We start from the raw sequence: 26,771 nt of genomic DNA on the forward strand, positions 1-26,771 counted from the left end.
TGGCTCTTCTCCTTATACAGCCAATTGAACAGGATGAAGAATGACCAATTTGTACTCGTCGATTTTTTAGTAAAACACTTCAGTAGAACACTGAGCCAAACCGATAAGGAGGTTCTACAAAAAATGTTTGACGACGATCCTAGCTTGCACGACCAATGGGAACGATATACCAGTAAGGGGCCCAGATCTAGCGATGCAGAGTTCTGGGATAGACTGGACCTGGATCAGGCTAGAGCGAAGATACTACACTATGCGTCGGCCAAACCAGCAAAACGACCATTACATATCGGCGGCATGCGCCAACTAAAGATCTATGCAGGTCTTGCAGCCAGCCTAATCATCTTTTTAGGTGTCGCATGGTTTCTAAACTCTGCTCCTCAGGACAAACAAATTGTCGCCGATCAAGTCTATCGGTATAACAACGATGTATTACCAGGAGGACAGAAAGCCACTCTTACCCTCTCCAATGGTAAAACTGTCGCTCTTTCTGACAAGCAGACGACTATAGAGGAAACGCATGGCGAACAGCTTCAGATCGTAGATGGCCAGTTGCATTACAAACCAAACAGCGGACAGGCCGAACTTGCAAGCCTAAAAAACACGTTGAAAGTACCCGAATCGGGCTTCTATCGCATGGTCCTGCCCGATGGCACCAAAGTGTGGATCAATTCAGCTTCCGAGCTGAGCTATCCTTTGGACTTTGGTAAATCGACCCGCAATGTGGAACTACGGGGCGAGGCCTACTTTGAAGTGGCCCACGAAAAAAATCGGCCCTTCATCGTCAGCACGGTCCACGGTGATATTAAGGTACTGGGGACCGCCTTTAATCTGACGGCCTACAGCAATGCAGCCTCCAATGTCACATTAATCAATGGCAGCATCCAGCTGACCAATAAAAATAATACGACCAAACAAATCGTACCTGGACAGAAAGTCGAATTCGACGGTAGCGCTATGCGCGTCTCTCAGGCAAATATTGAAAAAGAAATCGCCTGGCAGCATGGCTATTTCTATTTCGAACACGACCAGATTCAGGACATCATGGAACAGCTGGCACGCTGGTATGATATCCAGGTTATCTATAAAGGACCGATCAGTAAGAAAAAGTTTGGCGGGAGCATGAGCCGAAGTGTAAGCCTCGCCGAAGCCTTAGAACTCATTAAACGCGGGGCCGGCCTTGAATTTGAAATTGACAGAAAAACCGTTACCGTAAAGAACAAAAACTAAAAAGATAAACCAATTTTTAAAAACCAAAGGAGGACCAAAGATGATTTAAATATTTACCTACTCCAAGAAACATTGCTATTACTCTATTCAGCAGTGCTTGAATAACATCTATATGTGAATTAAACAAAAAACCAACCCTATTACTGAAAATATGAATTACTTTATCAAATGTAAAGATTACCTATTCGGGAACCGAATGGCTGAACCTAGCTTTGCACCCCTCGTTTCCAAAAAGGTGAAAGCCACCCTTTTCCTGGGTTTACTATTTACCTATGGTGTCTACGGTAAAACCGAAGCCCAACAGGTTACCCTGCATATCAATAAAGGAAATCTAAAATCGGTCTTTACAGAAATCAAAAAACAGACCGGATATCATTTCTTTTATGACGAAAGTCTCTTTAATGATCTCAAGCAGGTAAATGTAGACGTCTCCAACCAAAATCTGGAAAACGTTCTCAAAAAGCTTTCAGACGAGTTGCCCCTGCAGTTTGAAATGCACAAAAACCATATTATTGTATTGCCAAGTGCGCCAAAGAGTATGCCCCAAACGCTGCAACAACAATATATCATCAAAGGGCAATTGGTAGCAAAAAAAGATGGCAAGCCCATCGAAAACGCAACGATCAGCATCAACGGCGGCAACAGCAGGACCTCTTCCGATAGTAAAGGAAACTTTTCCCTGCAAACAGTCCAAGCGGAAGGTACGCTGACCATTTCGCACCTTTCCTTCAAACCACAGACTGTGCGGTTTAACAGTGCAACAGCCAGTGCTTTGACAATAGCATTGGAGGAGAATGACAGTGCATTGGAGGAAGTAGTTGTTGTCGGATTCGGCACACAAAAGAAAGTCAACTTAACAGGAGCCATTTCACATGTTGGCAAAGAGGCCTTTGAAAATCGACCGGTAGCCAATATCGGGCAGGCTTTACAGGGTCTTGTTCCCAATCTAAACATCACCTTCGGAAATGGTTCGCCAAACAGCACACCTGGGTTTAACTTACGGGGTGGTACCTCCATGAATTACAATAGCAATACAGGAGTATTCGAATCCGTAAACGGAGACCCTTTGGTGATTATAGACGGCGTGGAGAGTTCTACCGGTGCCTTGAATCAGCTCAACCCAAATGATATCATGGACATGTCTTTTATCAAAGATGCATCTGCTGCTGCAATCTATGGTACAAAAGCAGCCTATGGGGTAATACTGGTACGTACCAAGCGGGGTGAATTCAATCAGAAAGGCAAGATCGCCTACAACTTCGACTCCAACTTTGATACCCCCTCTGGGCTACCTGATATCCTTAACGCGTATGAGATCCAAAAATCAGGCATGGACAGGACATTATGGACCAACGGCAAACCAGGTACTTCCGACGAAAAAAAGCTGGAAATGATCCAAAAGTACATGGACAATCCCACTCCAGAAAATGCATGGTATCAGGAAGGGAACAGCATTATTTGGGTAGCTAACGTTAACCCATTTGAGGAAGCCGTCAAAAAATGGACGCCGATGCAAAAACATACGCTCAACCTCAGCGGTGGAGCCGAGTCCATTAACTATTATATTTCGGGTGGTATGCAGAATCAATCGGGTATGTACAAGATCAATACCGATAAACTGAAACGCTATAACGCCCTGATGAATATCAACGCCAAAGTGAATAACTGGTTCAGCGTTTTTGGAAAAATAGGTTTCGACCAAACAAATTTCAATAGCCCCTATATCGTTGGGGGCAAAGGCAGCATCTGGTCGGCTATGATGGGTGAGACGAACAAAAACATCAATATGCCTATCCAAACCGGTCCCAATGATCCGCTCCCCAATACCTATACAGACAATATTCTTGCCTGGCTGAGCTATGGTGCAAACAACCAGTCCATGGACAGAAGAGTATCCTTGTTGATTTCGCCCGAATTTACCTTGATACCAAATGCGCTGAAATTAAAGGCAGACCTCAGTTATCAGCCCCAGTCTTATAGTTTGAGCCGATACAGCCCCAAATTCAACCAAGTCGTAGACTCTTGGCAGTATACGTCCCAACAGGCCGAAGCGGCTGAAAACAGAGCGTATTTTGACAATAATAACACCAACAAATATCTGGTCAACATCTATGCTGATTATAAGAAAACCTGGGCAGAGAAACATAATTTCGCTACTGTAGTCGGCTACAATCAGGAGCAGACAAAATATAATCAGATCACGAACACATTCAGAAAGTTGATCTCGCCAGATATACAAAACCCTGATGCCGCTGAGGATCCATCTTTGCATACGGTCTCCCGAAATGCTTACACACTTGCGGGACGAGCACTATTTGGGCGTATCAGTTACAACTTTGCAGAAAAGTACTTCGTTGAGAGCAATCTGCGCTATGATGGAAGCGCAAAGTTTACGGAAAAAGACCGATTTGTCACTTTTCCATCCTTCTCTGCCGGCTGGCGCATATCGCAGGAGAATTTTATGGCCGGAACCAAGAGCTGGCTCAACGAACTCAAATTGCGTGGAAGCTGGGGGAAATTAGGAAATCAGCCTTCATCCATCTATCCCTATCAGGCAACCATGAATACCGGCAAAGCGCCTTACTTAATCAACGGGCAGCAAATAGTCTATATCGATCCTCCGGGACTCGTATCCCCATACCTTACATTTGAGAAAGCAAGAACATGGAACCTCGGTTTTGATGGAACATTTCTCAAAAACAGGCTCGATGTAACATTTGAATATTACAATAGAAAGACCACCGATATCCTGACCGATGGCAGTGCCTCGTTTCCAACCACTTTGGGAACCGCTGCGCCACTGGAAAACTCAGGTATACTCGAAACCAAAGGATTTGAACTTTCTTTCCTTTGGAAGCAAACGATCAATGCGGACCTCCGCTACCGTGTAGGCCTCAACCTATCCGACTACCTCACCAAAGTACAGCATTACGCTGCCAACACCAGCATGATGATCACGAACTCTTCGGGCAGGGAGGTGATGTATGATGGTAAAACGATCGGCGAAATATGGGGTTACCGTACCGGTGGTATACTACAGGAAAGTGATTTCGCAGGTCGCAATCCAAGCAATGGCAACTGGATCTACAACGGAGCCTACCAGGGCACGCTATATCCAGGTTATATCTGGTACCAGGATCTTGGCGGACCGGAGGGAATTCCTGATGGAAAGATAGATGCCGGACTGAACACCTTGGCAAATCCAGGCGACCGGGTCGTTATTGGAAACTCTACACCACGTTATCGATTTGGTATCACTGGAAATGTCCAATATAAACATTTCGATCTCGACTTTTTGTTCCAAGGTGTGCTGAAACGTGATATCTGGGCCGGACTATCTTCTTACTGGGGCGGTGGAGCAGGCTCAAAATGGATGTATGAGAGATCTTGGACACCAGACCGCACAGATGCTGAGTTTCCGATGTATGGTTCTTCGGTCAATGTCCAGGACAGATACTTGATCAATGGCGCTTACCTGAGACTTAAACAGGCGGTATTGGGCTATACCCTACCGCAGGAGATGACCAAACGATTTGGTGTAGAGCGCCTCCGTTTCACGCTTGCCGGTTACAACATTTTTGAGCTCACAAAAATACCTACAATTTTTGACGTCGACCAGATATCTGCAGACTATCCACAAAAGAGATCAATTGCTTTTGGTGCTCAAATTGTTTTCTAACTAATACTACTATGAAAAAAAATATATCCAGATTAATCGTCATTGCCGCAGCATCCTCCTTATTGCTGACACAATCTTGTAACGATAAATTTTTACAGCTAAGTCCCGAGACCGATTTATCGAAGGACAACTCCTTACATACCGAAACGGAGTTGACATTATACCTCAATAATCTCTATAACCGCTATATTCTAGGACACGGTTCAGGCTGGGCCGATGCTAAAGTAAACCCCAATGTTGTCGGCGGCAGCCATTTGTTGGCATCCGACTTTATGACCGACAATATGGTCCGCTACGGCAATATCAGCAGTATGATGGACAACACCTTTATTCCACCAAATGCTGGTACATCGGTCGACTGGACCTGGGAAAACCTACGCTCAGTCAATTATTTCCTCAAAAACTACAGCAATGCTTTGCCCGCCGTCAACAATGACATCAGCAGACTGAACAAATATGTGGGCGAGGCCTATTTCTTTAAGTCGATGGATTACTACCGCAAGCTTATGCTTTTTGGAGATGTGCCCTGGTTTTCAAGCGACCTCAATATCGACAGCAAGGACCTTTACAAACCTCGGGATAAGCGAACAGTGGTTGCTGATTCTTTAATGAAGACAATCGATCTTGCTATTGCAGGTCTTGCAGGCATTACTGGCCGTCCAGACGGACGTATCAATCAGGATATGGCCTTGTTTTTAAAAGCGAGAATTGGCCTTTTCGAAGGCTCCTTTAGGACCTACCATAACGAGTTGTCTCTACAAAGCACAGCAAAACCTTTTTTGGAGGCAGCTGTGGATGCTTGCGAAAAAATCATCGCCTCAGGTCGCTATCAATTGTATGCTACAGGTGAAACTCCTTACTGGAAATTGTTTACATTCAAGAAGGATCCAAATTCCGACGGCAATAAAGAGGCTATCTTAGCCCGCGTTTATGATGGCACTGTTGTCGGTCACGCAACGCAGCGTTATTGGGATCAGAACAACAGTATTTCGGGCGGAAGACCTGCTGGAGGTGCAACACGGGGCCTGATCGATGAATATCTGTGTATTGACGGTAAACCGATCTATACGTCAGGATCCGCTGGCAGCTATACCGCCAACCCACTTTTCAAAGGTTACGACGGCCTATGGTCCGAACTCGAAAACCGGGATCCACGTCTGAAACAGACCATTAATTATCCCGGTGAAAATCGTTCCTTGTTTAATCGAACAGATGGGACGACCAGCCTCGAAAAAAATGGTATAACATATCCTCGGCTATCTTATAATGTCAGTGGTGGTACCACAGTAACCGGCTACTTACCTATTAAGCACTGGATGGGTGACCGTACCGAAAATGAAGCGACAACAAACGGACAACAAACGGCTATTGAATTCCGCTATGGAGAGGTATTGCTGATGTTAGCAGAAGCAAAAGCCATTTTAGGTACCTTGACGCAGAACGACCTAGATAGAACAATCAATCTATTGCGTCAACGCGCGGGATTTGACTTTGCGAAATATCCGAGCAGCAAACTCGAGCTTGGCAACCTCCCTGCCGATCCAAGGCTCGATGAGATCTATGCTGCAAAACTTGATTATTCCGTTAGCCCCATCATCCGTGAAATAAGAAGGGAACGTCGTATCGAGATGGTCCTGGAAGACCGTCGATATGAAGACTTGATGCGTTGGAAAGCCGGCAACCTGATGACAGTTCCGTTACGGGGTATGAAATTTACAGCAGAAAAAGGTAAACTCTACGACGGTACGCATACTGCCAAACCGGTTATTGCCCTAAAAGAAGAAGTCAATAAAGACATCTTTTTAGATAATAACGGATTTATCATCGCTTATCCGCGGAGTGCCAACATTGCTGATGGTGTCGCCTTATGGGCAGACTACCGCTACTATTGGCCGTTACCTTTATACGATCTCACTTTAGATGGTAATCAGCTGGTTCAAAATCCGGGATGGCTGGGTGCAAAATAATACGTATTAAAAAGAAATAACATTATGAAAATTAAAGCATATATCTACCTATCGATTAGCCTCCTATGTGTAACTATGGGATTGAACGCATGCAAAAAGGACCTGGGGCCCATTAAAGACAATTTGACTGTTCGGGAAGCTGTACTTTCTGGAGGTTTCATGCAGATTCCTGTTAAAATCGGAACGCCGCTTCAGATCAATCTGGCAGTCAATCCGGGAAACCGCAGTGTCACTGAGGCGACCTATACCAGTAAACATCCAGAAATCGCAACATATAGCAATACAGGCTTGGTTACCGGCTTAACCGTCGGTAAGGATACCATCACCATACGATCTGGCGAACTCAATGTTTGGTATATTGTCAATGTAACCAAATAAAAGCGGACATATGAACAAGTCAAAAGAATAATGGTAAGAGATGACCATTTGTTAGTTTAGTGTTTAGTTTAGACTATCAGACAAACCCGTCTGGTAGTCTTCTTCTGACCAAATAACATTTATTCGCTTGACTGTTTTTCAATTTATAGAAACGGTTTACTTAGTTCCAAACCCCTGTAAAACAAACCCTATTTCTTACTATAGGCTTGTATTTTGAGTAGTTATAAGCCACCAATATACATTAACAATTATAAATTATTTACTTCAAAAATTATGACAAAACAAACAAAAAGATGGATGCAGATCATGAAAGGATTTGCATTGTCCACCGCGGTCCTCTCACTTTTTTTCGCCTGTTCAAAGCCATTGGTAGAGCAAAATGCAGCAGAAACTCAACGTTTAAAAGCGTCATCGAATGGTGCCATAGACACCACTCTTTCCAACCTTACCTTTGTGACTAATCCAGTAAATCTCAATATCGTCATGTTTGTCCCCACAGACAATCCAGCCTTACCCGGCTACAAAACACGGTTATCTCAACTATTTGTCCATTTCCAGGACTGGCTGCATAATGAGATGGCACATTATGGTTACAGCAGTTATCTGGGTCTGGCAAAAGATTCTGCAGGCCTAGTTAACATCATTGAAATCCCTGCCGCAGGAGCTCAAGCGGACTACCCCTATAGCTCGGCCGTATCCGCTGGTAAAATTATAAATGAGATCAATACATATAAAGCTGCCCATCCAAGCCAATTTTCATCCAACAACCACTATTTGGTACTTTTGCCAGCAAGAACAGATGGCGATAACAGCCAACCATTCTATGGTTATGGCAAATACTGCTTTGCAGTGGATAATTCCTCCATGTCTGTCAATGGAATTCCAAACCCTAGCTCAAACTATCTCGGTGGCATGCTGCATGAATTGGGTCATGGACTAAATTTGCCCCATAACCGCGCTAAATATGTCAGTGAAGAACCTACACTGGGTACATCATTGATGGGAAGCGGAAATGTGAGTTTTAGCAAGGGACAGCCTACTTTTCTAACCGGCTCTGATGCAGCAATTCTCAACAGAAATGAAGTTTTTCAACCTGCAGTGGCAACAGCTAGCCCTTATCAGGCACCTACATATTCGGTACAACCTCAATTTGCCATTGACAACAGCCAGCAAAAAATCTTTATTACTGGAAATTATACTTCCAATTTGCCTGTGAGTGAGATATTGGTTTATATGGATCCCAATGTAAACAACGAAGGCACAGGAGCCAACAAAGATTACAATGCAGTTACCTGGAAATTTGCCCCCGTTTCCTCTGGAGTCATCCAAGGAACTATAGATCTGAATGAGCTTTACTACAAAGGCAATACACCTTATGAACTTAAGGTAAAATTATTATTGCAAAATGGCTACACTACTTCTAATGTTTACGAATTCAACTATGTCAACGATCTCATGACAACCAATCAGGATTCGGTGTATACCTATTCCAATGCGTCCTATGCCGGTGTGAAAGGAAGCTTTGGCAAAGGGCAATATACCACCGCAGATTTATTGGCCAAAGGGGTGACAGACAATAGCGTCTCTTCCATTAAAGTTGGGGCCAATGTTAAAGTGACGTTATACAATAACGATAATTTTACGGGCGACAGTCTTGTCGTCACCTCTTCGTCTACCTATCTCTCGACGTTTAACGATAAGGTTTCGTCCATGAAAGTACAAAACCGTTAGAAAACTTGGGAAATACGATGCATAAATTATTTTTAACAAACACGAGGAGATTACTGGCTCTGGTACTCGCCTTCATGGCATTAAAAGTGTCGGGCCAGCCCGCTCCCTGGTTCACCGACGGGAAATTCGGTCTGTTTCTACACTGGGGGCTCTATTCCCAGACCGCAGGCGACTGGGACGGCCATCCCACCAAAGGCGGCGAGCATTTTATGCTCTACGAACGCATACCCGTCAAGACCTATGCAAAGATCGCCGATCAGTTTAATCCAACAGGCTTTGATGCCGACCGTTGGGCTCAGAAGGCCCACGATGCCGGCATGAAATACCTGGTGATCACGGCCAAGCACCATGATGGGTTTGCGATGTATAACTCAGCCGTCAGCGACTATAACATCGTCAAGCGCAGCCCTTGGGCAAAAGATCCGATGAAGGAGCTCGCCGTGGCCTGTAAGAAATACGGCCTCAAGCTCTGCTTCTATTATTCACTGGGGCGCGACTGGGAAAACCCCGATGTGCCCACCAACTGGCCTGTCAAAGCCGGCCGCAGCAATACCTGGGACTATCCCGACGAAGATGCCAAAGACCTCAACAAATACGTCGAAAACAAGGTCAAACCGCAGCTGCGCGAATTGCTGACACAATACGGTCCTATCGATATTATCTGGTTTGATACTCCCGAGCTGATCACCAAAAAACAAAGTCAGGAAATCAAAGATCTGATCCATTCCATTCAGCCCGACTGTATCATCAACAGCCGGATAGGCAGTGGGCTTGGCGATTATGCTGTTGTTGAGCAGTCGCTGGTTTCTACTGCACGGAAGAACTGGGAAGCCTGCATCACGATGAGTGAAAATTGGGGTTACAATAAACATGACACAAAATGGAAAAGCCCCGAGCTGTTGGTCCGCGACCTTATTGAAGTCGTGAGCAAGGGGGGCAACCTGCTGCTCAATGTAGGCCCCAAAGGCGATGGTACCTGGCCAGTCGAAAGCCAGGAAAACCTACATGCTATAGGAAGCTGGATGAAAACCAATGGTGAAGCGATTTACGGCACCACGGTCTGGAGCGGAGTCAAACAAGCGCTGCATACCTTGCCGTCGGACAATAAAGCAACCGAAAAGGATAAAGCCAGTATGAAAGATGCTGTGAATGATGCAACGTCGAAAGAAATCGTGTCAGACTACCGCTTTACGCAGAAAGGGAAAAGTGTTTATCTTTTTGTGCGTAGTCCTTCAACGGCCACGATCGACATCCCGGAGCTTGCAAAAAGTAGCCTCGACATCAAAAGTTTAGCGCTTCTCGGCAGTTCCTCAAAGGTGAAATGGATCCAGGACAAAGATATCCTACAGCTGTCTTTACCCACTGTCAAAGACCCAGAAATCCCGATTTACGTATACAAGATCGAAACGAAATAGCCCAGCGCCTATTTCACAAATCGTCTTACTCCCTTTAACAATAAGCTCCCTGATCATTAAATTATCAGGGAGCTTTTACGATTCACAAAGAAGCCCAAACCATTATTCATCCAGGTGCAACGAATCGTAAGCCAAAGCGATCGGATATAAATCCACAGAAAAGACTAGTCTTAAAATGTGCATCTTTGCTTCAACGACAAAAGATAAAACACATATGAAAAAGTATATTATCGTATTCAGTCTATCCTTACTTACGTTAAGCGTATCAGCGCAGAAGAAAAAGAAAAAACAGGGCCCGCCACCCGTGGTGAAACCTATCCCCGAGCCACCAAAGGTGATCGAACAGGCAGGTACTTCGGAAAGCATGCCTGTTATGATATCCATGCCCATGCGGGCGGCAGATCAGGTGCGCATCAAAAAGACGGATGGGCAAGAACTCAATCTGGAGAAACTGGAGGAATTAGTAAGCACAGACCTAGCTCAGGTAAAAACCTTATCCCTGGGTTCTTCCATCTCCGGAAAGAAGCTCAGCAGCGAAATTCTGCAAAAGATTATGGACGAAGGCAATCAAATGGAGTCACTGGAAATTAGCAATCTAGACATTAGCACATTTCCTGAAATCACAGCCGCCCATCCTAAACTTAAAAAGATCGCGTTAAGCAGAAATAATCTCAGTATACTTCCCGCAAGTATTTCCAATTTGACAGCGTTGGAAGAATTTGACTGCAATAATCCCTTGACGGGTCTGCCGGCATCCTTTGCACAACTCAAAAACTTAAAACAGCTCGGGCTTAACGGGAATCTGTTCAGCACTTTTCCCAAAGAAATTTTTAGTTTGAACAAGCTATCTTTCCTATACCTTTCGGGCAATTACAAAGGGGAGACCAAGCTGACAGATATGCCCGATCTATTTGAGCAGTTGCCCGAACTAAAAGAACTTGGCATAGAACATGCGGGGCTATCGACACTGCCAAAATCTATTGCTGCATTAAAAAAATTGGAAAAGGCCAATTTTTCGTTCAATCAATTTACAAGCTTCCCCGCCGCATTGTACAATAATCCCAAACTGGTGTTTGTGCCATTTACAAATAATCCCCTCCAATGGGAACCGTTTTTGGCTTCTGTCAAAAAAATAAAATGGAGCGGTCTCTTCTTTTTGAACGATACAGGGCTTAGCAAAAAACAGTACGAACAGGTACAGCAGATCCTCAGCAAGACAGACGTCTATTATGATGAGATGAATGATTAAACATTTTTAAAGTTAGCCCAAAAGATAATTTTTGGGCTAACATTCGAAATTATTCATTACACGCGATACAATTATTGTTCAGGAAATTTATCTTTAATTGCTTTTGCTAAATTTGGAATATCAACAATAGCTTGATCAATCATTTGTCGATATAAACTTTCTCCATGTTTTGCTATTAAATGCTCATTTAAATCACCGCTCGTTGGCCTTCCGTCACTATAGACATAAGTAGGCAAAATTAAATAATTTGGCACATCATCAAAGGTTATCATTTCCCATGTCAATAGGCCTTTAAAACTTTTTACAGTTTCACGAATTTGACCATATATCGGGTCGTCTTTGCCTTTGTCTTTAAATCGGAATCTTAAAAAGGGAAATGACACATATGGATTATTTGAGGCTAGCATACCCGCCCTACCTGTCGCGATAGGATAAATATCATTGAGGGTAAAAAACAAAATTCTATTTACTTCTTCGAAATCCATATTAAAGTTATTTTAGTTTAACAGTGGTGACAGTCAAAAAGCGTATTCAACTTACATACTGAAAATCAAATTTCAATTTTTTACTTTTTCCAATCCTGCTTCCGACAGCCATACACCGCTCAGGTTCAGCCACGGAACATCCTTACCCAATGCTCCCATACAACGGCTCTGACTGGGGCGGTACTTCGCCTGTACCTTGACCTATTTGTTACTGCTCTTTGCCATAAGTAAAAAAATTAAAATCCCTACAAACTTGCTGTAAAACTACAAAGGTGGATGACTTAAACAAACATTCTTCATTTTTATCTTACATTTTTTGTTTCTTTTTTTTGTAAAAACACAGCTTTTGCTGTATTAAATCCTACAAAAATGACTTTTGGTAAACTTTTGACACAGGTAAGAAAAAGGAAAGGCCTTTCCCAGATGGATGTGCGAAAGAAGATAGTTATCAACGGGATGCCTACGGAAGGTACGAGCGAAACGAGGTACGCCCGACAATCGAGATGGCCGTAAAGATCGCACAGACACTAGAAGTCTTTTTGGATTACCTAACGGGCAATTCTGATATCGAACTCGACAAGGCCACGCTCGACAGGTTGCAGGAAGTGACCAAGCTCTCCGATAAGGATAAGGAATATATTTTCGTTACCCTCGATGCACTCATCAGGGATTTTAAAAATACACAGGCGTACGCTAAATAACAAAGCCCGATTAAATCGGGCTTTGTTATTTAAGGCAATTGATCTAGAACTTTTTTGATATTCTCATCTTTAGACAGATCCCAATACCACCATTTATTAGGATCGTTTCTTTCTAATTTAAATCTCCGCTGATAAGAAACTCTAAATAAGCTTAAAAACAATTTCAGAACCTTTTCCTGCTCTCCTACTGGTAGCTCTGCTATCTTTTTCAAATTATGATAAGCTACCCCCTTGCGCAAAAGAACGCTGGGCGTAAATGTTGGCTTTAGCCCACTTTCACGTATCGCATCGCCGATGTCTTCATCGGTAGGTTTTGATTGTAAAACCAAAAAGAGCAGGTCATTTAAAAATTTATTCCTGTCCACCAGATCAAACAACTGAAATTTATTGAGTAAAACTTCATAACTAGCCAAACCCTGACCAAACTTATTTACCAGTATCTCATCTTGCAGCACCATATTTATTTTATAAAAATTGTAATGAATGGTTTAATTGGATTGACAGGCCCCTTGAAAATATCTATCATCCTTGGTAAATTATCAATTCTAGACGGCGCTACTGGCAATGAGTTCTAAACCTGCTTCCACTGCTTATTAGTCAAGCCTTCTATCACATAATCCCAATCCGAAGTAGCTTTAGCTGTACCACTACTCCTACTGCGGACCACATTTATAGGCTTACCTATACGGGTTGCAGCATTTTCTATTCTTGCCAATTCTCCTGCGCTTAATAAACTCTTTCCCGTCTTAGCGGCAATATCATCTACCGGTTCAGCCGCGACAATTGAGCTTGATCTTGCCGAGAGTGCTTTTATGGCACCTGTGACTTCACCGACTCCAAGATCGATGATCCAGTTCGCATCTATCAGGACACCATTTCCTGTAGGCCTTTTGGTGAAGTGGTCGATCTCCCAGCCATTGAATCTTTCAAGTCCCTCGATGTACGTCTGCTGGAACAGGTCATCTGGATATCCGATGAAAAGGGATCCTGCCTTCTGCCTGTACTCTGCTTTCTTCTGGCTGTGCCGGAACATGAAAGTTGAATTTGCTAATTTTCGAGCAGTATATATCCTGTTCCTTCTAATAGTCTGAAAGACCCGGTTGGCTTAACTCCTCCTGAAGGATATCCATTTCAGCCGAAATTAGTAACTGAGAAAGAACCATCTAAAACCGCGCCCCCCTTAGCGGCAACTACATTTTTACTCTATTAAGCCTGCAATAATCTTCGTCAATTCATCCTTCAAAGATTTAGGAATATTACTCTCGTCTCTGATTAGGTCTTTCATAAAAGAATAACTTTCCTGTTTCAAATCCATGCTTTCGCCAATTTTAGAAATTGACTCATAAAACTCACTATCAATTTCAATATCGTATTCATACATCTGTGTTATTACTGTGTCAAAGCACAAACCAAACTCATTATGCATTAAAAAATCTTCAGCATTTTTTAAATCACGATTATCTAATCCAAGAATTCTTGCAATCTCAATTAGCCTTAACAAAACATTTACTAGTGCTTTCATGAACCTATTTAATTGGAAAAGCGGTTATTATATCTGTATGTGTTGTAATTACTCTCATTTTTGTTCCTTGATAGGTGCCTTCTACCACAAACCTTACTGGCTGCCCAATTTTGGTAAACATTGCACCAGCCTTACCAGTCTGCTGAATCCACTGATTATTAAAGCGACATCAGATACTGCATGCATAATTTGGGAATTACTCCATGTTGCAGGGAACATACTTTTAGATCCCGTCAATCCGTTTGCAAAACTATTTAAACTTCCAAACCATGCATGCCCCCCTCCAGTGGCGTCCCCAGCTATAATGTGAGCTGTTCGTCCAGAGCTTGCCAAATTTATATATACTCCCTTAGCAGCATTACGAAATAAGCATATTTAATACAGACAGTTTGCTGTCTAACCTCTTCCTTAACTCATTCTCGTTAATATTAAAATTATCATTGGGATCATACAATTCTTCAGGGTTATACTCATCGATGTCCAAAAAAATTGCATCCATGATATAGTTGACTTCAGCATCAAATGATGAAGTCAACCAATAAGTATCCTCTCTTCTAATTTGAAGAAAATGCTCAACAAAAACAGAAGCCGTAATTTTATTAGACAGAAAAATGCTAATAAGATAAATGTACCTCTGTAAATTTATTTTATCTAAAAGTTTTATACCGGTTACCATAGAAATCCCTTTGTTAAAATATCTTGAACTTGCACAGGACTTAAAGCAGCTCCGCTAATAAATTGTCCTGAAGGAGAAGCAATAACATTTAATCCCGTTTGTGGATTTAAATAAAAGGTTACAGGATTGTTTGAATTCCTATATGCCCCTTGAATTATTTGCGTTCCTGATGCATTAATATGTTGATTTAATGCCGAGCTAAATTTTACTGCATTTAACTTGTTATAATTACCCACTACACCAAAGTCGCTTGCATGCTTAAACTTGGCTTGCAGTTGCCTTGAAGTATTTAAAAGAACGTTACTACTATTCCCTACCCCCTTAGCGGCAGGAGACCAAATATACTTAATAAATTTTGCAATTTTAACAGAAGCTAGCTCACCCGCAATCCCCTCACCTACATTTGCAACAATTGCAAAACTGGTGGATGCTCTGGACAAATCGTTATAATCAACATTCGCCAGGTTTTGCCGTAAGTAAAAAAGATTTTCTCGCCGGTAAGATTCTGTTGCTGACAGAGATTCCCATTTGGAAAATGATGGACTGTTCACATTCACCTCTGGAAGACTAGGTATTCTATTATAACCTTCCCTTTTTCCAGATCCGTCAAACCAAACAGCCTCCGATGTTAATTTGGCTCCTTTTGGCAAATACCAGTCTGTCCCTTTTCCGCCATCTGGATCAACTGTACCTACCGGATTATTTCCCATCCCCACATAAGGTGAATGGTATTGACCGTAAGGATCCGTTGTCAACCACCGACCTATAGCAGCATCATAATTACGAAGTTCAAAATTATTCCAACCAGTTTCTTTATCTTTCTCCGCATACAACCCCTGGTAACCATATCTGCTCTCAACGCCACCCGAACGTACCTCCATACCAAATGGGTAGTAGTCTGCATAATAAACAATGTCGGCAGTGCCACTTGCCGTCTTATTGCGGTTGATCACAACACGCGTATTGCCTAAATGGTCAGTGATCGTATATTGATAGTTACTGCCAAGCCTATAAAACGTACCTAGCCTTCCAGACCCATAAACTGGCTGTTCCTTCAGTTGTACTGCCCCCGTACCCTGCTGTTCAAAGACCGCCGTCAACGTCCCACTGCCATCGTAGCTGTACCAAGTAACTGCTCCCGTCCGGTGATCCTTTTTCATCACACGGTTACCATCCTCGTCATAAACAAAGCTAAGAATTATTGTCTGTTTAGCTGCATCACTGTAGATTTTTGTGACCTTTCCACTAACATCATAATCCAAATACATTCCAGCGCTCCCCTTGATTTGGGATGTCAATTGACCGATTGCATCGTAGGTATAAGTAGCGTATCCATTTACTGAACTTAATTTATTGCTGTTTGCCTGATAATTATATGTATAATTACCCAGCTCTCCGCCGGCACCATTGGTACGTATAAGGCTTTTAATATTACCATGACCATCATAGCTAAGACCACGCTCCCTGTTGATCTCACCTCCAGAGACAAAAGATGACCCCGTAAAGTTTGGAGCACCCCAACGGTTTTCAGTCAACTGTCCTGTCACATCATAGCTATAAGTGTTCATTATTGGCGCAACATCCGTAGAGTTTGGCTTTTTAGAAAACCAACTTATGCCATTGATCAGCCCACTATAGTTTGCAGTGCTAACACCATTCTGGATCGTTGGTATTCCGGCCTGACGGTTGTTATAATCTCCTGCATAATATTCCATGTTCATCCCGAAAACATCCGCAGCAAAACCATTGCCACCATCACCCCCAGGATCTTTAGTCGCATTCGCATTGTTGATGCTCTTGAGCTTACCATCAATACCATACACATAATCTATCCCCTGTAACTTATCCCCTAACTCTACGCGTTTAAGCGGACCATGTAGGTAATAACTATATTTCGCATGAAGGACTTTGGTGCTTTCGTTATCCGTTGTATTGGTATATGCGGCAACTAATCGTTTATTCGTGTCATATTCGAAATAATGGACCATCGTCTCAGCTGCTGTACCCTTTTGGTAAATGCTCTTTGTGACATTGCCCAGATCATCATACACATAATCCATCGTCTTGTATCCAAGTCCCGCAACATACTTGACCGTCCACAAAACATTGCCATCCCCGTCATAATTGTACCAGGTTTTGCTCACTAGATTGGACGCTGTTGCCGGATCCCCACTGTATTTTGCTTTACTCGAAACTGCGCTTCCTGAAAGAAAATAACTGTCCTGTACATAGCCTGCCGGACTTGGAATGCTCTCCGGATTATCATAATTGATCACCGTAACATCTGTACGGGTACCCGTTAGGTAACTCGAAGCCGCAGTACCGACAGCATCAAGACCAGCTGTACTTACGGTGCCAAAGCTGAGTGCACCTGATGGTGTAATTTCTCCACTTTCAATACTACGTCCGTAACTGTCATAGTTCGTATAACTAAACTTATTTGTCAATTTCTGCAGCGCATTCTGTGAAAAACGAAGTTTGCCATCACTGCTATATTTCATCTCGGCCTTACCTGCATCGGGATCTGTACTCTCGATCAGATTACCCTTGCCATCATACTTGAATGTTTTTACAAATGGGATGCTCGCCAAGGTTGCATAACTGCTAACTCCGCTCGCCCATAATTTCTTTACACCTTCTGGCGGGATCGTTGCCCTGACGCGTCCAAGTTGATCATAGAATGTAAAGCTTACATCGGAAAGGCCTAATTGATAATTCACAGAATTACCGGCATTGTTTGTAAACTGGTATAAACCCGATTGTAGAGCCTTTGTACCAGACACTCCAGTTTCTGACTCTGAACGGAAATAGTCCTTTAGCATTCCGGAGGTAAAAATCACATTTTGTGGCGTGACTATCCCGAAATAGCCCGTTTGGGTGCTATCGATAAGAAGCGTGCCCTTTAACATCAGCTCATTTCCGCCGCGTCCTGTCATCACCGTACGTCCATCAATACTGATATTCACCGAAGCCCGACTGTCTGCATCAAAGCTAACGGACATCATTTTTTGACCGTTGGATACCAATACTGTGTCTCCGATATCGGATACAGAAAAATAGGTGCGACGAACTAGATTGTAAAAATCAAGCTCTTTGTTCACCGGAACATTGAATTGACGTACCTCATGTCCTCCCCCCAGTTTCATTACCTGGCCAACTCCTCCACTCACTGTGTAAATATTAGTTCCGTTCTTGGCACCGGCCGTCGTACTATAAGGCATATTGGTATGATCCTGCAGGCGCTCCCAGGCATTGCGGCTACTGTAATAATATGCCAGACTTCCTATCGAACTCCCTGCAGTATCAAGCGCATCCGGAGCAAAGCTTTTATCCGGCTGGCCCGATGTGCTGGTAAAACGACCGTAGTTCCGATAATTTAGTGTTGTGAAATCAGCCTTGTAACTAAAGGCAGCATTGTTGATTGGAGCTGACATGGTCGATCCTATCTGCTTCCCGCCAACATCGTACAAGGGCTGAACTGCAAGAACATGCCCTGCTTCTATATTACGCGTCTGCGTCTGAAGCTGCTTGCCCATTTTATCGAAAAATGTTTTCGTCTCGCCGATTACTGCTCCGCTCGCATCAAATGACCGCGCAAGGGTCCAATTAAGTTCTAGGTTGTCATTAGGATTATTAGGTGCTGCTGGACCTGTCATATTATTGTCGATCCGAAGAACTACATTGGATCCGCTTTTAAAATGGACTCCTGGTTTGAGTGTAATTCCAACAGCACTGATTGCACTATAGCTTTGACCCGATTCCACCACAAAAGATGTTGTACCGCCAGAAGGCAACACGATAGCGTTCTGATTAGTAATCTGACCGTGAGCAATACCTAATTGCGATAAGCCAAATAGAACAAATGCCGATAATTTCCTGAGACTCTTGTCTAAAAATTTCTTTTCCATTATCATGGTTTAATTAATTACAGTCACCTACTAATTCAATTTCAGCAGACAAATTGATATTTTGCTGATTTTGCCCATGACTAAATCGAATACTAGGATCGGAGGTATTTACACACACATAAAAGACTAAATACACTCCAGTATTCGCTTCTTGTTGAAAATTTTGGTAGCTCGAAGACTGATACACATTATAACAATCACGATAATTAACGTATAAGTTTAAATTTTGGAGATCCATACGGTGAATCTTCACTTTATACCGTTTACAGCTAACGCAGCGTCCATTAGTATTTGCATATTGCTGGCCAAATTGATTTATTTCTGCCATCGCTTTACTATTTGCATCTCCTTTACTAATACTTGAACTATACTTCCCTTGTGCCACAGTATATCCCACCAGCGTACCTTCACCGGTTGTACAATCATTTTTACGAATATCCTCCGTGATTTGATCATTGTAAAATAGACTGCTGCTTAATCCATAATTTTGTTGATACTCATTGGTTTTGTAAGGCGTCCTTCCGAATTGCTCTTTATAAGTTCTCACCAAACGACCCATTCCGTCATATTCAAATCTGGTATATAGATTAAAGTGATCTAAAATATAGGTCAGCTCGCCAGAGAAATTATCGTAGACATAGGCCATAGCATTTGTATTCTTGGGATGAAAACGAAAATCATCTACAAAACTTGAAACTGTACCTTCATTTTTAACGTACACCTTTAATTGAGTACCACCTGAAATCGGAATCTCAATATTTACAAGGCTCCAGTCACCAGACTTCTTCGTGCTCTGTGCTGAATTTATCGGGGCTGCTGTTGCAACACCATCAACATCATAGTAAAGACCAACTTTACCATTTGTTACATTTTTTACCCAAACACTTGCAACGTAGGTCCTATTTGCGGTGAGATTGGTGATCGGGACACTGTATTCAAAACCTGTAGCTCCTCCTACCAAGGACAGACTTTTGCTTCCTGTATGAAATGCTCCGGTAGATACTGTACCTTGTCCCTTGGAAACCTCTCCTGACACTGAAGTTCCCATCAGCTCATCCTCAGCCCCACTGAAAGCAAGTTCACCGTATTTTGCAAAATTCGCTCCAGCAATGATCTTACCATTGTTGTATCCATAGCGGTTTGCAGAATAATTATTGTTACGATCGTAGTCTTCCAGCGCTTTAGAATATACATTGTACATTCTAATTCCATTAACTAGTTTCCAGTATCCATTAGTAAACGTGAATTGAGCGATTGGAAGAATACCTGAACTGCCATAATTGTCAGGAATTTCTAAAACCTCTTCACGTTCTTTGCGCCAAACTTGGCCATTTGCAGCACTATTCTGTTTAACGATAGTACCATTAGGCGCCAGAACATTGACTTCTTTACTCCAGATTGTTTTAGACGCGCTGACAACACCAACCTTCACATTGTTATTGTCAACCTTGTAGGAAGCCTGACTATAAATCTGCGTCAACATATTTTTGTTATTGATATTGGCAAGTCTGTTCCCCATCTCTCCATACTGTAGATACGCATATCCCGTTTCACTTAGGAATCTGTTTCCATAAGAATCTTTCTTTAACACCTTATTAGGTTGACCATTATAGAAATCAAAACCAAGATTTTCAGTGCTTTCAGACGATTTATTAACAAAATCCTGAGTTGTCGAAGATAATAGTATTGAAGGGTATTGCTCACGTGCTGCCATTATAATATTGGTGCGGTTACTATACTGTTTGGCATAGTGATAACGAGCTTCAGCAAATCTTTCGGTAATAAGCCCCTGCGAATTGAACCTACTACCAAGTATATCTCTATACTTTGTTCTCAAATCGCTGGATTCGGTCGCCTCGTCATATAAATATTTGTTTTTTGTCTGTTTTATCAATCGATCTTCCGCATCAAAATAGTTTATATACAAAACATCGCCGATATTTGTTGTAAAATCACTTATACGTAAGTTTACTCCATGTGCATATCCAGTTCTGCCCGGCATATCCTGCGTAACCACCCTATTGATCATTCGTTTATCCAAAACTCGATATACGTTTTCCGTATATCCTTCATTCTGACTATCTCCATTGGGTTGTATTACCTTATTTCGAATTTGCACTTTGCTGTACATAATTCCAGGTCCAGGAATTTCCCTCGCAATTTTGAGAATATTTTCGATATCTTGGTTAAGGGCTTTCTTATACCAAAGTTTATAATAGTCTCCGGTAATATCATTGAGATTACCTGTCTCCATATTATAAGGTAGATAAGAGGTTACACCAGAAGAAATTCCATTGGGACGGTAACCATATTCCGTTATATAGGTAACGCCATTTAGAACTTTATTGCTGATGCTTTTAATCCTTGTTCCGCCTCCATTATTGACTACAGAGTTAAGAGGTAATCGAATATTACCCGTTGTAAGAGTAAGAATATCCTGATTAAAACGCAAAATAATATTCGTGTTACTTGTTCCTTGTCGACCTTCATAAAAACAGCTTGGACTCCCATTGTCCGATTTTATAATTGTTATTGGCATAGAACCGACTTGCCCTAAAAAGAAGCCATTGATCGTATTTCCTACACTATAACGCTCCTCCAACTCCGCGACGCTGAAAGGAAGTTCTACCTCATACCTTCGATTATCCAATCTTTGGATAATTTTAATTGGAAATGATAAAAAGCGTTCAAACACTGCTTCTTTAAATTCATTGCTTTCATAATTTAATTCAATCGTATTTCCAGTAGGAGAGCTTACTGTACGTAGATTCCAGGCGTCAGTACCTTTTGCCGATGTTGTGGTTACACGTTTTGCTAGGTCAGCATTTACCCACAATTGAGACCAGTTAAGATCCCCTTTATAAAATCCCCATACATCTTGACATTCCCTACAATAATTAGGATTTTTTGTTTCCCTCAGTGTTATATTCGTGATATTATCAGCCAATACCTCACCATTCATCAATGTATAAATTTTACCTCTTCCACCACTTCTGACTGCGGTAACCATACCATAATACACAGGATTCTCATCCGCGCTTTCAATCATCATTCCGACCTGTAGCGCGGTAGAATTGTCTGCTGAAAATTCATTATTTGCACTTCTAGTAGCATCAAATTGAATCGCACCCGGTTGTTTATAAGCAAACTGGGTCGTCGGCAGTAGGTCTACACCGCCCTTACCTCTAAATTTCACACCATCTAAGGTTAACTTCCCAAGCTTAATGTCTGGCTTTCGCGAATTAAAGCTATTCGACGTTTTTTTACTTAGATCATAACTATACCCAAAATCAATAACGCGAATACTCTTCGCCTCAATTACACTTCGGCCTATCTTTTCCAAATCAAAATTGTCTATCACATTATAGTGGAAATCACCGTTCTCGCCCCTATTTATTGTTTCGCTGCTTTCTGAGACAATATTAGCATCCGAATTATTTACTAGATATATTTTGTTCAATCGAAGACTCTTCCTAGATGTTTCATCAAACAATGGGAGGCCACCACTAAAATACCTGGGGGTTAGCGCATTAATTGAACTTCCTTTACCGTCAAATCGAACCTCCTTTTCGAATATAGCAGTATGTGTACGTGTCCTGATCTTATTTATATAGTATAGCTCTTTTTGCCCGGAGGTATACATTGAATAATTCTGATCGAGATCTTTATCCACACCTTCGGCCGGAGTTCTCCACACATAATTGCTACTCCATTGACCATAGTCCATGGCAACCCAATACCCCCAATCCGCTTCATCGACCAGACCATTGCCGTTTCGATCTACGTAATCAGGGCCCGTCACAGCGGTTAACAACCATGTATAGGCATAAGGTTCTTTACGCGTTGTTTCTGTAAACCTCACATTATCTTTAGGTGTGTAATTATAAGAATATTCGTTGTAAGAATAAACTGGCAATGCATAATGATATGTTACGCCAGATTCATTAGTTACCATAAATCCACCAATCTGGCTTCCACCTTTGGTAGCTGTGGCATTTCCAAAAGATGTACCATTTGTAATTCTATTGAATCCTTTTGTCGTACTCCCAACGTCAATAAAGCCTTTGGTCTTTGCATTTCCGCTACGGATCTCGTCATTTGTGAAGTACTTTATAAATTTAGAAGCTGCGAGCTCATTGCCTATTCGCGTGTCCGATTTACCTCCCATGCTAAAAGGTAGTGTATTGGGATCCTGCGGCGTTCCGGATTGATCAACGACATCATCAAGCCCTTGGTCAAAGGAATTAGAGAAATCATTAACAAAACGAAAACCTACGCCTTGCTTCAATAATACGTTCCCATTATTCATCTTTGCAGAGCTTTGGCCAGATTCGCTGTTCTGAAGATAGAGGACTCGCTGGTAAAGAAAAGGACGAATCTGTCCACCTATCCCCTGGCCAGTAATTGAATAATTGTCATATTCAGGAAAGGTGCCACCAAGCATCTCATAATCCTGAGGATTATCTGCAATGTTGATATTGTCAGGAAGTAATCTATAATTGTCATAATTCTTATCATCCCAATAGGATAGCGTGGTATTAACAGGAATAATGGGCGAGTACAAGCTTCCGGAATTTAATCCCTGTGATGTTTCGTCGGTCCAATAACGCCTACTTTTAAAAGAAGCTCCAATGCTAACGATGCCTAAAGGAATAGTAAAACCAAAACCTGAACTGCTTGTACTAATCTTATGCCCATTTCTATTGAAAACCGATCCAGTAGCTCCCAATATCGAAAGACTTGGTTTATTTGAAGAGGAACTCATAGACGCTGATATAAGACTTATCCCATGACTAGACAAAGATGTTCCTACATCACTTCTTAGGCTTTGAAAATTAGTAGAGAATCCGATTTTTCCACCTGCTCCGATTCCATTTGCAACATTTATACCTGAAGATATATCCATCCCTACATACCCGCCACCATAAGGACCAATCCCGACGTCAACACCAAGGTTTACCGGACCAGCCTTTATCCCGTATCCTATGGTAGCACCTACACCAAATCCTTGATATGTGTCACTCGCAAATACCAATCCGACATTGACCACGCTTGCAAATCCCACCTGAAGTCCGTATTCCTTACTATTTCCTCCTCCCCAATAATCTCTACGCTTCAAACTTACTTCATTAAAATCATCAGGTAATCCGGCAACATTTCGATTAATAGCTCCCGGATTGAGTGTCCAACCAAGACCGACCCAAGATGCTTCAACATCTGGGCGTATACCCGCATGATAGGACAAGGAGAGCGGATATCCTCCTTCTGGCCCTGGAACTTCCAACAGTGGTAAATTATAGGTAAAACTTCCTGTCAATGGATTTACCATGTCTGTGGTATCCACAGGTTCAAAACTCGTGGCCTCTGGTGCTGTCGGCCCTGCCGTCAACGCCATCGCTGCCATAGGGCTAATCAATTCGAAAAGAAATACACCGCCCCATATAGCTGCAATCTTTCGTGTATGCCTATTTAATATTTGAATAAATTTCATTTTCGGTTAATATTATAATTGTTCAATAGTAGGCGAATAATTAAATTTTGCCAGATCTAGCGGAAAATCAATTTGCCCAATATTTAATCCAAATTCTTTTACGACTAATTTAAGTGCTTTACAAGAGGAAAAATCTTCGTTAAAAACAACTATAAGCTCATTACTTTTACCCATGTTATAGGTAGGTTGATAACTGACCATACTGGCAGGATATTCCTTCCCTGATTCTGACTGAAGAAAGATATATCGTTCCATGCCAAAAGAAAAAAGCTGCACATAAGCGCCATACTCTTCCCGCGGAAGCTGCGCTAGCAACTCATGTCCTTTGAGCGAAAACTGTATACTGAAATACTTTTGCTTACCGGGATTATTGCTTTTTTGAACGAGAGATGCTGGTAGTAACTGTATTTTAACTTCCACACCGTTCCCCAAAAGTGTGTCTTTCACAAAACCATGTTTACTTTCAGAGATATATTGAAGACCATCGTTAACGGTAGTAAACTGTTTTGGAGGATTTCCACAACTAAAAAAAGTCAAGGAAATAAATAAAATGAATAAACTTCGCATGATGAGGTTTACTTACTGTTAATCTCTTTCAGAACATCGTCGGTGACGTTGGTTCCGTCAGCTGCATAGGCGATGGTGCCTGATGGGTTGGCAATAAAGATAAATTTGTATCCGTTGCGTTTACCATAATCTTTTAGGAATGCATTTAATTCGGCAGCAAGTTTTGCCATTACCGCTGATTCTTCCGACTGAAAACTTTCCTGTACGCTACGCTGATAATCATTAAGCTGTTTCTGCTTAAGCTGAATAATCTGTTTGGCATTATTATCTGATTGGCCATCATACTTAATAATAGCCTCACGCACTTCGAAATTCAGCGTATCGATTTTAAGTTTAAACTCTTTTCCTTTTGCTTCAAGTTTCTCGCGTTCAACTTTTGCTCCCTTATACTCCTGAAATATACGGGTAGACTCGACATAAGCGATCTTTTCACCTTTGAAGAACAATAAATAAACACACAATCCCAATACGAGGATAAAACACGCCCATAGCGCTTGGATACTTTTCATAAAATGATATACTATAATACTTTAAAAATAGGTCTAGTTAGATGAGAAACTCACGAAACTAAATATTAATTCAAAAATAAAAAAACAAACTTTCAAATTACAAACAAAAAAAATAAACAATATAAATAAAACCCAACATCCTAGAAAATAGGTGGTTAATTTTCTATCATAAGGTAGCTATTTATTACAAAAAGATATTCTATCTCATTAGACAATAAAAAACTTCACCATCTCACTTATTACTTTTTTACTGTAAATAATCAAATTATCTCCTAAAACAAATCGATAGATGATTAATCATTATTTATTTTCCAACAACTGTATTTTCACCGCTTGCCTATCAATTTTATCGGCCTGTTTTTTCATCTCATTATTCATTTGAATAAGCTGTAAAGTCATTTCCTCCACCTTTTTAAGCAAGAGTAAATTCATCTCGGCCAAATCGAGCCCCTCAGCTTGGATCTGTTTAGCCGAAGGTATCTCAGGCAAATGTTTATTTGCTTTGACATAGCTTTCAATTTCCTCGAGACTCTTTAAATTATAATCAGGTTCAAAAACATAGTCGGGCACATTGATATCTGTTTTAATCTTGATCTCTTTTGCCAGAATATTGCCTTCAACAGCCAATTTAGCCTGCGGATTACTAGTTCCGATACCGACATTTCCCCCCGGCATCACGGTCAATCTAGCGGCCCCAAAACCACTTCCATGAAAACCATCTCCACCATCCTCCATAATATTAAACGTAGTTGAATTCTGGGTTCCGCCAATGGCCCATTGTTTTGTACGGTTACGGTAACTGAATAATAACTTTGGATCATCACCAGCCGCTTTGTCGGTTACCAAAGCTAAGGCATGCCCCCAAGACTGCTCACCATTTGAACGGAAAACTCCCGTTGAAATATTTCCTAAAGGTGGCTGAACATCCAATCGAGTTCGGGGAACTGAACTACCAATACCAAGATTTCCTTCACCCGTGAATAAAAAAGTGGTATTAATCAGGGGGCTACTTGAAAAGCAAATCGATGCCAGCCCGGTAGCGACATCATATAAGCTTCTAATACGTGTAAGTTCATCGCCATTCGCTTTTTGAAAAACAACATCTCCGGCATCAGTAGGATCATTTACCCCATTACTGAAACCCTTGAAGACCAAATCTTGTCCATTGTTGATATTGATACCATTAAAAGAGGTTTGCGCCTGAGCTTGATACAGCTGAAAACTAGCAACAGTCAATAAAGTTGCGAGCAACGATTTTCTTTTCAT

17 protein-coding genes and 1 pseudogene are annotated in these 26,771 nt (G+C 41.8%); 8 read left to right on the forward strand and 10 right to left on the reverse strand.

Annotation, left to right across the window (positions count from 1 at the left end):
* Positions 1-33: 33 nt before the first annotated feature.
* The 7 genes from A9970_RS12450 to A9970_RS12480 all read left to right on the forward strand — a co-directional run bounded on the left by A9970_RS12450 (position 34) and on the right by A9970_RS12480 (position 11,646).
* Positions 34-1,227 carry a FecR family protein gene (locus tag A9970_RS12450; RefSeq protein ID WP_182982497.1) on the forward strand — a complete coding sequence of 398 codons (1,194 nt, stop codon included), beginning with the start codon at positions 34-36 and terminating at the stop codon, positions 1,225-1,227.
* Positions 1,228-1,378: 151 nt separating this feature from the next.
* Positions 1,379-4,906: a SusC/RagA family TonB-linked outer membrane protein gene (locus tag A9970_RS12455; protein WP_182982498.1), complete on the forward strand. Its 3,528-nt coding sequence runs from the start codon at positions 1,379-1,381 to the stop codon at positions 4,904-4,906.
* An 11-nt stretch (positions 4,907-4,917) separates the two neighbouring features.
* Complete coding sequence (locus A9970_RS12460) at positions 4,918-6,873, forward strand: RagB/SusD family nutrient uptake outer membrane protein (protein ID WP_182982499.1); 1,956 nt, start codon at positions 4,918-4,920, stop codon at positions 6,871-6,873.
* 24 nt (positions 6,874-6,897) lie between these two features.
* Positions 6,898-7,251: an Ig-like domain-containing protein gene (locus A9970_RS12465; RefSeq protein WP_182982500.1), complete on the forward strand. Its 354-nt coding sequence runs from the start codon at positions 6,898-6,900 to the stop codon at positions 7,249-7,251.
* Between the two features lie 273 nt (positions 7,252-7,524).
* On the forward strand, positions 7,525-8,982 hold the full coding sequence (locus A9970_RS12470) for a hypothetical protein (protein ID WP_182982501.1): 1,458 nt from the start codon (positions 7,525-7,527) through the stop codon (positions 8,980-8,982).
* 17 nt (positions 8,983-8,999) lie between these two features.
* Positions 9,000-10,397 (forward strand): alpha-L-fucosidase, encoded by a 1,398-nt coding sequence (locus A9970_RS12475; protein WP_220801596.1) that lies wholly within the window; start codon positions 9,000-9,002, stop codon positions 10,395-10,397.
* 214 nt (positions 10,398-10,611) lie between these two features.
* Entirely contained in the window at positions 10,612-11,646 is a 1,035-nt protein-coding gene (locus tag A9970_RS12480; protein ID WP_182982502.1) for a leucine-rich repeat domain-containing protein, read from the forward strand.
* Between the two features lie 71 nt (positions 11,647-11,717).
* Here the strand turns inward: A9970_RS12480 and A9970_RS12485 are convergent, their stop codons facing one another.
* Positions 11,718-12,131, reverse strand: coding sequence for a hypothetical protein (locus tag A9970_RS12485; protein WP_182982503.1), 414 nt, complete (start codon positions 12,129-12,131; stop codon positions 11,718-11,720).
* 369 nt (positions 12,132-12,500) lie between these two features.
* On the opposite strand from A9970_RS12485, the pseudogene A9970_RS28915 reads away from it, so the two are divergent.
* A pseudogene (locus tag A9970_RS28915) lies at positions 12,501-12,832 on the forward strand (helix-turn-helix domain-containing protein).
* 29 nt (positions 12,833-12,861) lie between these two features.
* Here the strand turns inward: A9970_RS28915 and A9970_RS12495 are convergent.
* The 9 genes from A9970_RS12495 to A9970_RS12535 all read right to left on the reverse strand — a co-directional run bounded on the left by A9970_RS12495 (position 12,862) and on the right by A9970_RS12535 (position 26,771).
* Positions 12,862-13,290 (reverse strand): DUF5958 family protein, encoded by a 429-nt coding sequence (locus A9970_RS12495; protein WP_182982504.1) that lies wholly within the window; start codon positions 13,288-13,290, stop codon positions 12,862-12,864.
* 113 nt (positions 13,291-13,403) lie between these two features.
* Positions 13,404-13,865, reverse strand: coding sequence for a hypothetical protein (locus tag A9970_RS12500; protein ID WP_182982505.1), 462 nt, complete (start codon positions 13,863-13,865; stop codon positions 13,404-13,406).
* Between the two features lie 165 nt (positions 13,866-14,030).
* Positions 14,031-14,354 (reverse strand): MafI family immunity protein, encoded by a 324-nt coding sequence (locus tag A9970_RS12505; RefSeq protein WP_182982506.1) that lies wholly within the window; start codon positions 14,352-14,354, stop codon positions 14,031-14,033.
* A 358-nt stretch (positions 14,355-14,712) separates the two neighbouring features.
* Positions 14,713-15,030, reverse strand: coding sequence for a colicin immunity domain-containing protein (locus tag A9970_RS12510; protein ID WP_182982507.1), 318 nt, complete (start codon positions 15,028-15,030; stop codon positions 14,713-14,715).
* Complete coding sequence (locus tag A9970_RS12515) at positions 15,024-18,938, reverse strand: colicin D domain-containing protein (RefSeq protein WP_182982508.1); 3,915 nt, start codon at positions 18,936-18,938, stop codon at positions 15,024-15,026. Before A9970_RS12515 ends, A9970_RS12510 begins: the two co-directional genes overlap by 7 nt.
* 13 nt (positions 18,939-18,951) lie before the next feature.
* Positions 18,952-24,429 (reverse strand): DUF5977 domain-containing protein, encoded by a 5,478-nt coding sequence (locus A9970_RS12520; protein WP_182982509.1) that lies wholly within the window; start codon positions 24,427-24,429, stop codon positions 18,952-18,954.
* Between the two features lie 12 nt (positions 24,430-24,441).
* The gene (locus tag A9970_RS12525; RefSeq protein ID WP_182982510.1) at positions 24,442-24,996 is read right to left on the reverse strand and encodes a hypothetical protein; all 555 of its coding nucleotides are present in this window, start codon (positions 24,994-24,996) and stop codon (positions 24,442-24,444) included.
* An 8-nt stretch (positions 24,997-25,004) separates the two neighbouring features.
* On the reverse strand, positions 25,005-25,505 hold the full coding sequence (locus A9970_RS12530; RefSeq protein WP_182982511.1) for an OmpH family outer membrane protein: 501 nt from the start codon (positions 25,503-25,505) through the stop codon (positions 25,005-25,007).
* A 300-nt stretch (positions 25,506-25,805) separates the two neighbouring features.
* Positions 25,806-26,771, reverse strand: a complete 966-nt coding sequence (locus A9970_RS12535; RefSeq protein ID WP_182982512.1) for a hypothetical protein — start codon at positions 26,769-26,771, stop codon at positions 25,806-25,808.

The sequence above is a fragment of the Sphingobacterium sp. UME9 genome, assembly GCF_014170215.1.
Taxonomy (GTDB): domain Bacteria; phylum Bacteroidota; class Bacteroidia; order Sphingobacteriales; family Sphingobacteriaceae; genus Sphingobacterium; species Sphingobacterium paramultivorum.